The organism is Biformimicrobium ophioploci (assembly GCF_030270605.1).
GTDB lineage: Bacteria > Pseudomonadota > Gammaproteobacteria > Pseudomonadales > Cellvibrionaceae > Biformimicrobium > Biformimicrobium ophioploci.
In genome coordinates this window covers 564,770-579,636 of the sequence record NZ_BSYJ01000003.1, presented here as the reverse complement: position 1 = coordinate 579,636, position 14,867 = coordinate 564,770, and the positions used below count along the sequence as shown (strand labels likewise).

Genomic DNA, 14,867 nt, shown 5'->3' with positions numbered 1-14,867 from the left:
TTCCTATTCGGTTTCTACTTTTTGGGCAGTCTTGATCCACAGATCCTTGCTATACGATTCACCAAATGGCCCAACCTCAAATCCGCCGATGTACGGTTTGGTCAGCCTGGGAAAAACACGGTGCACAATAGGGATAAAGGGCAGATCATCAGCGAACATCCGCTCCACTTTTTCAAATAGCGCATCACGTATCTCGCCTCCCGGCTCGGATTCGGATTGAAGAATCAGACTTTCGAGCTCCGGATTGGTGTAGCCTATTTCCTTCAGGTAATTGCTTACCTGCAAATACAATGGGAAGGGATCGTTGAATGGCGGCTCATAGGCAAGAACGGCCAGATCGAAGTCACCTGCAAAAACGGTCTGATGAAACGCTTTCGCCTCTAGCCCTTCTGGAACCACCTCAATGCCCAGCCTTTCCTTGAACATCGCCGCTATCGCTGCGAAAAGTCTTCTATTAGTGTCAGAAGACATGAACGCAACCTTCAATGAGTCAGGCTCATTTATCCCCGCAAAAGCCGCATCAGGCAGAGACTCATGGGAAACTAGATTCCCTTTTTCAAAATCCCTTTCTGCAGTATGAGCTTGTGATTCCCGGATATAAGGCGGCAATAGAGTTTCCGCCGGCTGGTTTCCTTCGCCATATACATTTTCCGCAATTACCTTCCTATTGATTGCACCGGAAAGGGCACGGCGCACGCGAACATCGGAAAGGTATGGAGAGTTTATATTCACCGCCAAGCCAAGCACACGTGGCTTTTTATGGAATATCAGCTGGCCTCGATAATCTTCCTTCAACATGGACAGGTGTTCCGTCGGTGCGCCATCGCTTATATCGATATCTCCCGCAAGGTACCGCTTTAACTGCATTCTCTTGTCACTGATTCGTATAAATTCGACATTATTCACTCTGGAATTTTTCCCATCCCAATAGTGATCGTTACTCCTTAACCGGACCCGCTCATTGACAGTCCTGTGCGAGAGAGCGAAAGCCCCGTTCGTAACGAATTTATCTGGCTGGACCCATTGCTCTCCATGCTCGGAAATAGAGGCCTGATGCAAGGGAAAAAAACATCCGCGCGGCATTAGTTTGATAAAATATGCTTTCGGTTTTTCCAGCCGAACTTCAAGCGTGTGTGTATCTACAGCAATGATGCCCAAGGTATCCGGCTTAGACTCCCCCTCAGCGATTGCCGTTGCGTTTTCCAACCCCAAAAAAGAAAACGCTCCGGCACATTCACTTGCGGTGATCGGTGTTGCTGCGCGCCGCCATGCGTAGACAAAATCATGCGCCGTAACGGGATCCCCATTAGACCACTTAGCATCTTTCCTTAAATTAAAAATATACTTTGTATCGGAGGGGTTGCTCCAGGACTCCGCAACACCTGGCTTTAGGGAACCGTCAGGTGAGGATATAAGCAGACCTTCAAACAAATCCTGCATAATATATTGCCCCCAATAGCTATCCATTTTATGGGGGTCCAGCGATTGCGGCTCCGCAGAAAGAGCCCGCCTGATAAGACCTTGCTGCTGGCTGTTCGATTCAGTGCCTGCCGGGCCGACTGGCTTTGTATCTCCCGAACAACCTGTTAGCAGCATCAAGAAGAAAACCCCAAGAAACACCGTTAAAATATCGCACTTCATTTTTTTATTTGACTCCTTTTCTTTCGGCCTTAAAGGGGGTCAGCACAAATTCATGCAGTGGCAGGGCCTACCGCGCGACGCCACGCGAAGACGAAATCTTTCGTAACAAGATCACTATTAGACCAGTTGGCGTCACGCCTGAGCCGACCGGAATATCTTTTACATGAGAGAAGAGGGAGGGCCACGGCCTGTTCCTGTCTAATATGCAGTAGCGGCCTCGGGCATTTGCCACAACCTCTACCTCACCGGAGGAACCGACTGAACATCGTTTTTGTACCAATTGACAACTATGTAAGCCTAGGCTCAGAGTGTCAACAAATAGGCCATTACACGCAATTACACCTCCTTTACTTTGATGGCGATCACATCCCGGAACGGCCAACCCGGACTGAGCCTCGCACAAATGTACCATTTCACCTAATCTGGATCAGGCGTTCAGCAGCCCCCTCCCGCAGGGTATGGCTTGTAGTCTTGCCCTCAAGGGTCACATTGACGGTATTGACCTGGTCCTGCTCAATCTCCAGCAGCATGGACTGGCGCAGTCTTAGCATCCCTTCCGGCAGAGCCGACAAGGGTAACTCCTGGTATACCCAGACGTTACGCACATCGGATTCGATACCAACCCACTTCAAAGGCAGGCGCTCGCCCTCTGCCCCCTTGATCCAGAAGTGGGTGTCGACATACTTTTTCAGGCCTACCTCGTCATCCTTGAGGTTCTTGTCTGCACCTACCTGCAGGGCGCGCTCGATATCGGCCACAAAAAACCGGTGCACGATTTCCACCGACTGTGTGCGTTCGTTGATGGAGATCTCGGTAAGACCAAAATGGTAACGGTGCGCCTGCACGGATACGGCCAGCATCAGCAGAAGCAACCCAACAACACTTCTCAGCGAAACTTTCACAACACTATCCCCGTTAAACGACGTGATCCAACCAAAAAAAGGGGCCGCCGTAGCGACCCCTCTATTCTAACGTCCGAGCGGTTTACTCGTCGTCTTTCTCCAGCTCTGCCTGCCAGTCCTTCATCAGGTTGCGTGACTTCTCCTGCTTGAACAGCTCCAGGCGGGACTTGATGATCTTGCGCGGATAGTGGTTGTTATCCGGGTTCACGTCTGCAGTCTCCCAGTGCGGGTCCAGCACCACGGAGCGCAGGATCTTGCCCTTGTCGCGAACGATCATCTTGGACGTCTGGGCCGGGTTGCGCGCCCAGATTTCCGCCGGGATACGCAGCTCCTCGGAGGTTCCATCTTCATAGTTCAGCTGCAGGAACAGCGGCATAACCAGGCCACCGATATTGCTGAAATCCAGTACGTATACATTGTGCTCGACCGCCAGCAAGTCTTTCTCCCAGTCTTCCAGGCCCTTGAGCATGGACTGGTAGCTGTTGCGATCCGCATTGGATACGTCGAACTCATCGTGCTCGTTGTAGAAATCCCCCAGCTCCGGCTTGATATCCACCAGACGCGACATGTTGCGATTCTTCTGCGGGGTCACGGATTCCGGCTGCGCCTCGAACTGCTCGCGTTTCCACGGGCCTTCCACATCCGGGTTCTTGGTGCCCACAGTGTAGTGGCGCACCGCGTCCAGGCTGATGTCGACGTTGTCGGTGGTGTAGAACCAGCCGCGCCAGAACCAGTCCAGATCCATACCGGATGCGTCTTCCATGGTACGGAAGAAGTCGGCCGGCATCGGCCGCTTGAACTTCCAGCGCTGCGCGTACTCGCGGAAGGCGAAGTCGAACAGCTCGCGGCCCATTACGGATTCTCGCAGGATATTGAGCGCGGTGGCCGGCTTGCCGTAGGCATTGTTGCCGAACTGCAGGATAGACTCCGAGTTCGTCATGATCGGCACCTGGTTCTCGCTCTTCATGTACTCGATGATCTTGCGCGCATCGCCACGGCGGGAAGGATACTTCTCTTCCCACTCCTGCTCGGCCAGGTACTGCACGTAGGTATTCAGGCCCTCATCCATCCAGGTCCACTGACGCTCGTCGGAGTTGATGATCATCGGGTAATAGTTGTGCCCCACCTCGTGGATGATCACGGAAATCAGGCCGTACTTGGTGCGGCGCGAGTAAGTACGCTTGGAGCGGTCTTCCTCGTCGATTTCCGGGCGCGGGCCGTTGAAGGTGATCATCGGGTATTCCATGCCGCCCACCGGGCCGTTCACGGAAATGGAAGTCGGGTACGGATAATCGAAGCTGTAGCGGTTATACACTTCCATGGTGTGGATGATGGCTTCGGTGGAATACTTGTCCCACAGCGGCGTACCCTCTTCCGGGTAGAAGGACATGGCCATGGTATCGGTGCCGCCCTTCTTGTAGCCCTGCGCATCCCACAGGAACTTGCGCGAGGAAGCCCAGGCAAAGTCGCGCACATTCTCGGCTTCGAATACCCAGGTCTTGCGATCACTGGACTTGCTCTTCTCGTTTTCGAGCGCCTCTTCCTTGGTGATGATCATCACCGGCTTTTTCGCGGTACGCGCTTTTTCAAGGCGCTGGCGCTGGGTGCGGGTCAGAACTTCTTCCGGATTCTGCAGTACGCCCGTGGAAGCCACCACGTGATCAGCGGGCACTTCGATGGCTACGCGATAGTCGCCGAACTCCAGCGCGAATTCGCCGCGCCCCAGGAACTGCTTGTTCTGCCAACCGGAAACGTCGTTGTAGGCCGCCATACGCGGGAACCACTGCGCCAGCTCGTACAGGTAGTTGCCATCGCGCTCGAAGAACTCCCAGCCGGAACGACCATTCAGGGCCTTCTGCTCAATGATGTTGAATTCCCAATCTATCTGGAAAGTGACCTTGTCGCCGCTCTTCAGCGGCTGCGGCAGGTCAATACGCAGGCCGGTATCCACAATGGCATGCTGGAGCGGCTTGCCCCTTGCATCGGCCACCTTGGTGATGTCGTAACCGCCCTTGAAATCTTTGGACACCATTTCCGCGCGGAAGCTGCGGAAGGAAACAGTATCCGGCATGGCCGGATCCATCACCGTCGGACGCGCCAGGTTGCCGGCAGAGTTCGGCTTGAAGCGATTCTGGTCCAGCTGCACCCACAGGTAACGCAGGGTATCCGGCGAGTTGTTGGTGTAGGTGATGGTCTCGGAGGCGGTAATGCGCTGCTTGCTGTCATCCAGGGAAACACGGATATCGTAATCCGCCTGCTGCTGCCAGTACTCGTGCCCCGGCGCACCAGATGCGGCGCGATAGGTGTTCGGGGTCGGCAGCAGTTCTTCCAGCTGGCGGAACTTGTCTCCGGTGACATTGAGCGGGTCCGCAGCAAGCGCGCCCGCCGCCACAACAGAAGCCACCAGGGCGGTGCCCAGGCGCTGGATCAGGCTCGTGATTTTCATAGGCAACCTAACACTATCGGTTTTTATCGAAGCGACCGGTCACGCCGCAGCGGTCATCATACGATGCCCACTTTGGCGCAAAAATAAACACCGGCCGGAAAATGGCGCCGATTCTAGCAGGTTTTCAGGGGAAACGAGGGGCTTGCCAGGATGACTGGCTGTGGCCTATTGCCGCAGGCGAACGCTAGCCGGCGGCCAGCCAGACACCCACGCCCAGCATCAGGGAACCGGCCACACGGTTGACCAGACGTACGTTGCCCGCCTGCCCCAGCAGCCTGCCGAGGGTCTTGCCCCCGCTTGCGTAGATCAGCATACAGACCAGCTCCAGCAGCAGGATGATGCTCAACAGCACCGCAAGTTGAGGGACCAGCGGGAGTTCGCTTGAGATGAACGGAGGTAACAATGCGATGAAGAAGGCCCAGCCTTTCGGGTTGGCGACCGCAGTGATAAAGCCCTGGGTCACCAGCTGCATGCGCGACAGCCCTGCGGACGCCGGGTCACCATCTACCTGCAGCGCCATGGTGCCGCGCGAGCGCCACATCTGCACACCCAGCCAGCCGAGGTAGGCACCGCCGGCCAGCTTGAAATAGAAGAAGAAATCCGGGTAGCGCAACATCAGTGCTGCCACCCCCACCACGGCGGAAACGGCAACAAGACCTACCCCCGCCAGCTCACCAATCATCATCCACATGGTGCGCCGCACCCCCACCTGCATACCCAGTGTCAGAGCCAGGGTCATGCACATGCCCGGGGTGAGCGAGACAAAGAAAAAGGTCGGCACAAACAGGGCCAGGGCCGCGCTGTCGATCACTCGGCTTCTCCGGGCACCACGCCACCGTGGGCCGGCTCCGCCACAGCGTGGTCGTTGCCAAAGTGACTGATCAGCATGCCAGCCGCCATCAGGCCGCAACCGGCAAGCTCGACCCAGTTCAGGTATTCATTCAGGAACAGCCAGCCAGCCGCCAGCGCGAATACCGATTCGAGACTCAGGATCACCGTTGCATGGGAGGGGTGCGCATCGCGCTGGCCCAGCAGCTGGAATGTAAATCCGATGGCGGTGGAAAAAATCACGAGATAGACAATCGGCCAGAACGCCGCGGCGGCATGGGCCAGCTTCGCGTCTTCAAGAAACGCGGACGCAATCGCCGACAGGAGCCCGCACACCAGGAACTGGATAGCCGACAGGCGCAGCGCATCGAAGCGGTCGACGAGAAAGTCTGCGGTCAGTACCTGCGCGGCGAATACGAAGGCGCTGGCAAAGACCATCATATCCCCCACCAGCTGGGCCTCGCTTTCCAGGTCGCTGAGCAGGTACAGCCCCACCATCGCCATGGCGATTCCCATCCAGGTGCCGCGGTTGGTGCGATGGCCTAGCGCCAGCCCCATCAACGGCACCAGCAGCAGGTAGAACCCGGTAATAAAACCCGCGCGTCCGGCGGTGGTATAGAGCAGGCCTGCCTGTTGCAGCGCTGCCCCGAGGAACAGCCACACGCCCAGCACCGCACCACCCGGCAGGCAGGCCCGCCAGCTGTAAATCACATCGCGACTGCCCTGCCCCTCACGGCGACCGGACATCCAGTACACCACCGGAATCAGCAGCAGCCCACCCAGCAGGAATCGCCAGGCGTTGAATGCCAATGGCTCGATATGATCCATGGCTATTTTCTGCGGGACAAAGGCAATGCCCCAAAGCAGTGCTGCGACCAGCAGCAGGCCTTCGGCTCGTGTTTGTTTGTTGATCGCTACACCGGACACAGGTAATCCACCAGCAGTTGTACAGATTGGCGGCCGCGATATTCGTTGATATCCAGCTTGTAGGCAAGCCTGACCCTGCGGGCAGCGTTGTTGGGCCACAACTCCGTATCCACATTGAACGCGATGGCGTCGATCGCCTGCTGCGGATACCCGGCCGGTGCCAGTACCATCTTCAGGTGGCGCTCACCGACGATGCGCTGCTGTAACAGTTCGAACTCACCGTCGAACACCGGCTCCGGAAAGGCCTGCCCCCAGGGCGCCAGGTACTTGAGTTGCCAGGCCAGCTCCAGGTTGAACTCTGCCGGCGACAGCTCACCATCACTGTCGATTACCGCGCGCAGGTCGTCGCTGCTGAGCCTGCCCCGCACCGCCTGCTCGAACGCGGTGCGAAAGGCCTCGAGATTTTCCTTCGGCAGGCTGAGGCCAGCGGCCATGGCGTGCCCACCGAATTTGGACAACAACCCCGGGTGACTGGTGGCCACGTCATCCAGCGCATCGCGGATATGCAGACAGGGAATCGAGCGCGCGGAACCCTTGACCAGGTTGTTGTCACCATCGGCAAACACGATCACCGGGCGATGGAAGCGGTCTTTCAGGCGGCTCGCCAGAATACCCACCACACCCTGGTGCCATTCGGCATCGTATATACATAGGCTCCACGGCAGGTCACCGTCGAGACCGATACCCTCCAGCGCTGCCAGGGCCTCGCGCTGCATCCCTGCCTCAATGGCCTTGCGATCGCGATTCAGGCTATCCAGCTCGGTTGCCAGCTCGAGGGCCTCATTCCAGTCTTCAGCCATCAGGCAGCGAATACCGGTACTGATGTCATCCAGGCGCCCCGCCGCATTGATGCGCGGGCCCAGCGCAAACCCGATATCCGAACTGGCCACCCGGCGCTGCTCCTTGCCGGCAACCTGCAGTAGCGCAGAAATACCCGGGCGGCAGCGACCGGCGCGAATGCGCTCCAGCCCCTGATGGACCAGCACGCGGTTGTTGCGATCGAGCGGTACCACATCCGCCACCGTGCCCAGCGCGACAATATCCAGGTACTCCGCCATATTCGGTACCGGGATACCCTGGTCCTCGAACCAGCCGCGCTGCAGCAGTTCGGTGCGCAGGCAACTGAGCACATAAAAGATCACGCCGACACCGGCCAGGCTCTTGCTCGGAAAACCACAGTCGGGCTGGTTGGGATTGACGATGGCATCGGCGTCGGGCAGCTGTGCGCCGGCCAGGTGATGATCGGTCACCACCACCTGCCAGCCACGTGCCTTGGCTGCGGCAACGCCATCGATACTGGCAATACCGTTGTCCACGGTAATCAGTACATCCGGGGTGTAGTCCGCCGCGACCTGCACGATCTCGGGCGTCAGGCCATAGCCGTATTCAAACCGGTTGGGTACCAGAAACTCTATGCTGGCGGCACCCATGGCCCGCAGCGCAAGTACAGTCAGTGCGCTGCTGGTAGCCCCGTCCGCATCGAAGTCCCCCACCACCAGCAGGCGCCGTCCAGCGGTCACCGCATCCGCCAGGATAGCCACAGCAGCGTCCAGGCCACGCATGGCCTTTGGCGCGGACAGTGCAGACAGGCCGTGTTCCAGCGCGGCTTCGCTGTGGATATCGCGGGCCAGCAGAATACGCTGGATCAGTTCGGGGGTTTCGGACGAAAAACGGCCGGAGGATACATCCACCGGCCGTCTCTGGATCAGTTTTTCAGACATTGCCAGCCAACGGGAAATCGCTTCGAATCGCGACCGGGCCCCGCTGGCGCCGTGAACCGGCGGCCTACAGGGATTCGGCCATAAATTTGTGAACCACCATCATATCATCCGGCAGGACTTCATAGCGCTCCTCGCGCTCAAACAGGTCGGCCAGATGGGATGGCAGCGGCAATTCCTGGCCCGACAGCGCCTTCTGCACCGCTTCCGGGAACTTGACCGGGTGCGCCGTCGCCAGGCAGACCATTGGCTGGGCTGGATCGCGCCGGCACTGCCTGGCCGCCTCGATACCGATTGCGGTGTGCGGGTCTGCGAGGTACCCGGTTTCCTCACTGATGTTGCGAATCGCAGCCACCGTGCCGGCATCGTCAACCCGGTGCGAACTGAACAGTGCGGCCGCGCGCTCCACGACTTCCGCTGCCAGCTTCATTTCACCGCCCTGGTGCCGCATGAGCTCAGCAATGGCATTGCCGTCGCGACCATAGAGATCGAACAGCAGGCGCTCGAAGTTGCTGGACACCATGATATCCATACTCGGGGAAAGACTGTGCTGCAGCGGCTTGCGACTGTGATCATTGGCGCTCAGGCAGCGGTGCAGGATGTCGTTGGCATTGGTGGCAACGATCAGCTGCTCCACCGGCAGGCCCATACCGCGCGCGAGGTAACCGGCAAATATATCGCCAAAGTTTCCGGTGGGCACGGAGAAGTTGACCGCTCGCGCCGGCGCGCCCAGGTGCAATGCGGCATAAAAGTAGTAGACGATCTGGGCCATGATGCGGGCCCAGTTGATCGAGTTGACTGCCACCAGGCGCCGCCCGTCTGGCAGGAAGGACTGGTCCGCAAAACTGGCCTTGACCATGCGCTGGCAATCATCGAAATTGCCCTGCAACGCGATATTGTAGACGTTGTCCGACAGAATCGTGGTCATCTGCCGGCGCTGTACCTCGGATACGCGCTGGTGCGGATGCAATATGAAGATATCGATGTTCTCGCAGTGACGACAACCTTCGATCGCCGCCGAACCGGTGTCCCCGGAGGTCGCCCCCATGACCACCACTTTTTCACCGCGCTTTTTCAGTAGCAGGTCGAACAGCTGGCCGAGAAACTGCAGTGCAAAATCCTTGAACGCGAGCGTCGGGCCGTGAAAAAGCTCCTGCACCCACAGGTTGTGATCCAGCTGAACCAGCGGCGCAATCGCCTTGTGGTTGAAGGTTTCGTATGCGCGCTCAACCAGCCCGTCCAGCTCTTCTTCCGTCAGGTCTTCCGCGACAAACGGGCGCATGACAGTGCGCGCCAGCTGCACGTAATCCATGCCGGCCATTGCCGCAATTTCTTCGCGGCTGAATTTTGGCAGCTCCTCGGGCACATAGAGGCCACCGTCACCGGCCAGACCTGCAAGTACTACTTCAGAAAAGCTGGCAGCCGGAGCGCGGCCGCGGGTACTGATAAACTTCACGAATTCGACATCCCTTGAAAAACTGTATCCATCCCGTCAGCGGGTTACCCCAGGGATTCTACCCGAATCCGGGTAACGGCACCGGCGATACTGTCCAGCGCCTCGATCTTGCGCACCGCCGACTGCAGCTTTGCTTCCTGCACGCGACTGGTCAGGATGACAACCGGCACATGGTCTTCACCCTCACCCGGCTCATGCTGGATCAGCGCCTCGATGCTGATGCCCTCGTCCGAGCAGATGCTGGCAACCTGCGACATTACACCCGGCTTATCGTGGGCAGACATACGCAGGTAGTAGGCGGTTTCCACATCGTCCACCGGCAGCACACCGGAGGAGCAATGGCTGTCACTGAAAAAGCCGGACGGTGCAACGCGCTGCCCGGGCAAGACCTCGAGGGTACGCGCAATATCCACTATATCGGCGATGACCGCAGATGCGGTCGCCTCTGCGCCCGCACCGGCGCCGTAGTAAAGGGTTGGGCCAACCGCGTCCCCTTTTACCAGCACCGCATTCATCACGCCGTTGACGTTGGCTATCAGGCGCTTCTCGGGAATCAGGGTCGGGTGCACACGCAGCTCGATACCCTCGTTGCGCCGGCGCGCAACCCCGAGGTGCTTGATGCGGTAACCGAGCTCTGCCGCGTACTGGATATCCGTGGTTTCGATGCGGGAAATGCCTTCGGTATACACCTTGTCGAAGGACAGCGGGATGCCGAACGCCAGGGAGGCCAGAATCACCAGCTTGTGCGCCGCGTCGATCCCCTCCACATCGAAGGTCGGGTCCGCCTCGGCGTAGCCCAGCGCCTGTGCTTCCTTCAGCACCTCGCCAAAGTCGCGCCCCTTTTCCCACATCTCGGTGAGGATAAAGTTACCGGTCCCGTTGATGATGCCGGCGAGCCACTCCACCTGGTTCGCGGAGAGGCCCTCGCGCAGCGCCTTGATCACCGGGATACCGCCTGCAACGGCGGCTTCAAAGGCTACGGTGACACCCTTGCGTGCAGCCGCCTCGAAAATCTCAGTGCCGAATTCCGCAATCAGGGCCTTGTTCGCAGTGACAATATGCTTGCCATTTTCGATGGCCGCGAGAATCAGTTCGCGGGCAACGGTTGTGCCGCCGATCAGCTCCACCAGGATATCCACTTCCGGATTGGTGGCGACATCGAATATCTCACGACTGACGTTGTATGCGCTGGTATCACATGCAGGATTGTCGCGGCGCGCACCCACCTGAACGATCTCAATCTCGCGACCACAGCGTGCCGCTATCACTTCCGCGTTGCGCTGCAGTACATTGACCGTACCGCTGCCAACGGTACCCAGGCCACAGATCCCTATTTTTACGGCTTTCGGCTTGTTGCTGCCCAAGACTTCCCAACTCCCGGCGACCGATTGCAGTCGCGCAATAATTACAACAATTCAATGAAAAACGGCGTCAACAATACTGAGGCCAGTGCATTTATGTCAATGTAATTGCGCGACTGGCACTTTGCCGGGCGAGAATGGCGAAATTCCATGCAGCCAGCGCCGGAATATTCGTCACTTGAATAAAAAAAGGGTGGCTTTCGCCACCCTTCCTGCACAATCCGGATCGGCCGCTAGATACCCAGCGCTTTGGCCATGGTTTCCGGCGGGATATACCCGGGCACCACGGTACCGTCCTGCATCACGATCGTCGGCGTGCCACGTACACCAATCACTTCATCCCCGAGGCGCAGCTGCTCCGCGATGGGGTTCTTGTCACATACCGAGATGGAAATATTCTCCCGGTTCTTCAGGCGCGTCAGCGTCGCGTTGCGGTCATCCGAGCACCAGGCGGTAGCGATCTTGCGGTAGGCAACGGAATTCAGCCCCGCACGCGGGTAGGCAAGGTAACGCACCTCGATACCCATCTTGTTCAGTTTCGGCACGTCCTGGTGCAGCTTTACACAGTAGCCGCAATCCACGTCGGTGAAGACATAGATATGCGCCTTGGCTTCACCGGCCGGCGAGAACACGATCATATCGTCGATATTCAGCCCAGCCATGGTGTCTGCCCGTGTCTTCAGGCGCTTGAGCTCGGACAGGTTCACCAGGCCCTCATCGCTCACGCGAAACAGGTCGCCAAACACAAAGTGGCCGCCATCCTTGCTGATATACACGGTGCCGTTGCCAACAACTTCCGCCTGGAAAATACCGGGCATTGGGCTCTCTTTGAGCTCACCGAGCCGCATCTTGGGGTTGGCGCGCTGGACGCGATCGCGAATTGCCTCTGCAACGACCGGGTCGATCTCAGCAGTCACGGTTACCGGCGCCAGGAAAGGCGCGCACAGTGCCGCAACTGCGGCGATCTTCATCAGACTCTTCATTACTATCCGTTTGCCCTCACGGCCCTCGGGTGCGCTGCACCGGGACCGGAACTGTTCATTCATTCGGGAGTTTGGACCGGCCGCCGCCAGTTCGGTTCCCCGTCGCGCGACGCGCGTGCGAAAGCGCACTTTTTACCACAAACCGGGTACTCCGGCGAACCCGCCGGCACTGTCCACACCAGCACTACCCACACCAGCACTATCCACGCGGGTGGTGTTCAGCGTGCAGGGCCTGCAAACGCACCTTCGCTACATGAGTATAGATCTGCGTCGTGGAAAGGTCGGAGTGCCCCAGCAGCAGCTGCACCGAGCGCAGGTCTGCACCGTGGTTCAGCAGGTGCGTGGCAAAGGCGTGGCGCAGGGTATGCGGGGAAAGCGGCTTGTCGATACCTGCGACTGTGGCCCAGTGCTTGATCCGGTGCCAGAATGTCTGCCGGGTCATGGCATTGCCGCCGCGACCGGGAAAACACCAGTCGGCTACCTGGCCATTCAGGTAATCCGGGCGCACCTGGCGCAGGTATCGCTCCAGCCACGTCTGGGCCACGCTGCCCACCGGTACCAGGCGCTCCTTGCGCCCCTTGCCGAATATCCGCAGTACACCCTGGCGCAGGTTCACCTGCCCCACCTGCAGCTCCACCAGCTCGGTTACCCGCAGGCCACAGGCATACAGCAACTCCAGCATGGTACGGTCACGCAGGCCGATAGCGGTTTCACAATCTGGCGCCGCCAGCAGGGACTCCACGTCGCGCTCAGAAAGGGATTTGGGCAGGGCCTTGGGCAACCTGGGGTTATCGATACGGGCCAGCGGATCTTCGTGCACGATGCGCAAACGCAGCAGGTACCGGTAAAAACTGCGCAGTGCGGCCAGTGCGCGAGCGGTCGAGCGCGCGGAGTGGTTGCGGGTCTTCTCCCCCAGGTAGCGCTGCACCTGCTCCTGACCGACGCCTTCGAGCGGCGCACGCAGCCAGCGCGCAAACGCCTCCAGGTCGCGCTGATAGGCCGCCTGGGTATGCTCACCAATACCGCGCTCGGCCCACAGGTTGTCCAGCCAATCACCGATCAGGCGCGCGGACTCGAGCGGAATGTCTGTTTTAGTTTCGACCATGGGGCCAAGCTAACAGCACCGGCGTCGCCGGTAAACCTGAAAGGACCTACCACAGGCGATCCAGCGGCCCTCGCCTTTCAAAAACGCATAAATACATCCGTGTAGCTCCTGCGCGCCGTCGGAATGCCGCACCACCCTGCCGCGCAAGGTTTTGAAAGGCTCGACCCACTGTTTCGCCCACACAATCAAACAATTTCCCCGGCCATAAAAAAACCGGCGATAAACGCCGGTTTTTTCTAAAGAGTGCAGGAGCGCGATTAGCCCAGCTTCTCTTTGATTCGAGCAGCCTTACCAGTCAGGTTGCGCAGGTAGTACAGCTTGGCCTGACGTACGTCACCGCGACGCTTGACAGTAATGGTGTCAACCAGCGGGCTGTGAGTCTGGAAAGTACGCTCAACACCAACACCGTGGGAGATCTTGCGAACGGTGAAGGAAGAGTTCAGCGCGCGGCTCTTCTTGGCGATAACAACACCTTCGAAAGCCTGCAGACGCTCGCGGTTACCTTCCTTTACCTTTACCTGGACAACAACGGTGTCACCCGGGGCAAATTCCGGCAGGTCGGTTTTCAGCTGCTCAGTTTCCAGTTGGGAAATAATCTTGTTAGTGCTCATGGTTTACTCCAACACTATGTGTAGCTTCTCAGCTAGTTTTGGCCCGGTTTCTTTCGCCTCCCGGCGAACCTTGCCTACAGGCCTGCGGCGATTCAACGCCCCAACCCCAGAATTCTTCTACTGCTTTTTCTCTGCCAGTATCTCGGCCAGCAGCCTGGATTGCTCTGCATCCAGCTCGACCTTCTCCAGCAGGTCGGGTCTCCGCTCAGCGGTGCGACCCAGCGACTGCTTCAGGCGCCAGCGCCTGATCAGCTCGTGGTTGCCGGAAAGCAGTACCTCCGGAACCCGCATACCTTCGTACACTTCGGGGCGAGTATAGTGCGGACAGTCCAGCAAGCCCTCCGCGAAGGAGTCTTCCTGCGCCGACTGGGCATGGCCCAGCGCCCCCGGTATCAGTCGCGTTACCGCATCTACCAATACCATAGCTGCCAATTCGCCGCCGCTCAGGACATAGTCACCAATGGACCATTCCTCATCGACCCAGTTGCTGATCACGCGCTCGTCGATACCTTCGTAACGACCCGCGAGCAACACCAGGTTATCGACACCGGCCAGCTCCTCGACACCCGCCTGCTCCAGCTTGCGGCCCTGTGGCGACAGGTATATGACCCGGGTTTCCCCGCCTGCCTCACCGGCCCACTCGCACGCCGTTTCCAGCGCCTGCCTGAGCGGATCTACCAGCATCACCATCCCGGGGCCGCCACCGTAGGGGCGGTCGTCAACGGTTCTGTGCCGGTCTTCGGTAAATTCCCGCGGGTTCCAGCAACGGATGGCAATACGCCCTTCCTTCACTGCCCTGCCGGTAATACCGAAGTCGCTGATCGCGCTGAACATTTCCGGAAAAATGCTCACCACCGCGATGCGTTTTTGAGTCTGCTGCGTCATCGCA

At 58.7% G+C, this 14,867-nt stretch carries 12 protein-coding genes; all 12 read right to left on the bottom strand.

Annotation, left to right across the window (positions count from 1 at the left end; translation table 11 throughout):
• Positions 1-3: 3 nt before the first annotated feature.
• Positions 4-1,641 carry a peptide ABC transporter substrate-binding protein gene (locus QSJ80_RS09280; RefSeq protein ID WP_285764156.1) on the bottom strand — a complete coding sequence of 546 codons (1,638 nt, stop codon included), beginning with the start codon at positions 1,639-1,641 and terminating at the stop codon, positions 4-6.
• A gap of 413 nt (positions 1,642-2,054) precedes the next feature.
• On the bottom strand, positions 2,055-2,543 hold the full coding sequence (locus QSJ80_RS09275; RefSeq protein WP_285764155.1) for a DUF6702 family protein: 489 nt from the start codon (positions 2,541-2,543) through the stop codon (positions 2,055-2,057).
• An 82-nt stretch (positions 2,544-2,625) separates the two neighbouring features.
• Positions 2,626-4,989 (bottom strand): M1 family metallopeptidase, encoded by a 2,364-nt coding sequence (locus QSJ80_RS09270; RefSeq protein ID WP_285764154.1) that lies wholly within the window; start codon positions 4,987-4,989, stop codon positions 2,626-2,628.
• A 184-nt stretch (positions 4,990-5,173) separates the two neighbouring features.
• The gene (locus QSJ80_RS09265) at positions 5,174-5,800 is read right to left on the bottom strand and encodes a LysE family translocator (RefSeq protein WP_285764153.1); all 627 of its coding nucleotides are present in this window, start codon (positions 5,798-5,800) and stop codon (positions 5,174-5,176) included.
• On the bottom strand, positions 5,797-6,744 hold the full coding sequence (locus tag QSJ80_RS09260; RefSeq protein ID WP_285764152.1) for a DMT family transporter: 948 nt from the start codon (positions 6,742-6,744) through the stop codon (positions 5,797-5,799). Before QSJ80_RS09260 ends, QSJ80_RS09265 begins: the two co-directional genes overlap by 4 nt.
• Positions 6,732-8,465 (bottom strand): single-stranded-DNA-specific exonuclease RecJ, encoded by a 1,734-nt coding sequence (recJ, locus tag QSJ80_RS09255; RefSeq protein ID WP_285764151.1) that lies wholly within the window; start codon positions 8,463-8,465, stop codon positions 6,732-6,734. The genes QSJ80_RS09260 and recJ overlap by 13 nt, the downstream gene beginning before the upstream one ends.
• Before the next feature lie 64 nt (positions 8,466-8,529).
• Positions 8,530-9,918, bottom strand: a complete 1,389-nt coding sequence (gene thrC, locus QSJ80_RS09250; RefSeq protein WP_285764150.1) for a threonine synthase — start codon at positions 9,916-9,918, stop codon at positions 8,530-8,532.
• A 44-nt stretch (positions 9,919-9,962) separates the two neighbouring features.
• Positions 9,963-11,282: a homoserine dehydrogenase gene (locus QSJ80_RS09245; protein ID WP_285764149.1), complete on the bottom strand. Its 1,320-nt coding sequence runs from the start codon at positions 11,280-11,282 to the stop codon at positions 9,963-9,965.
• Between the two features lie 230 nt (positions 11,283-11,512).
• Positions 11,513-12,250, bottom strand: a complete 738-nt coding sequence (locus QSJ80_RS09240; RefSeq protein ID WP_285764148.1) for a DsbC family protein — start codon at positions 12,248-12,250, stop codon at positions 11,513-11,515.
• Between the two features lie 211 nt (positions 12,251-12,461).
• On the bottom strand, positions 12,462-13,367 hold the full coding sequence (gene xerD, locus QSJ80_RS09235; protein ID WP_285764147.1) for a site-specific tyrosine recombinase XerD: 906 nt from the start codon (positions 13,365-13,367) through the stop codon (positions 12,462-12,464).
• A gap of 257 nt (positions 13,368-13,624) precedes the next feature.
• The gene (rplS, locus tag QSJ80_RS09230; protein WP_285764146.1) at positions 13,625-13,978 is read right to left on the bottom strand and encodes a 50S ribosomal protein L19; all 354 of its coding nucleotides are present in this window, start codon (positions 13,976-13,978) and stop codon (positions 13,625-13,627) included.
• Between the two features lie 117 nt (positions 13,979-14,095).
• Entirely contained in the window at positions 14,096-14,863 is a 768-nt protein-coding gene (gene trmD, locus QSJ80_RS09225) for a tRNA (guanosine(37)-N1)-methyltransferase TrmD (protein WP_285764145.1), read from the bottom strand.
• Positions 14,864-14,867 lie beyond the last annotated feature (4 nt).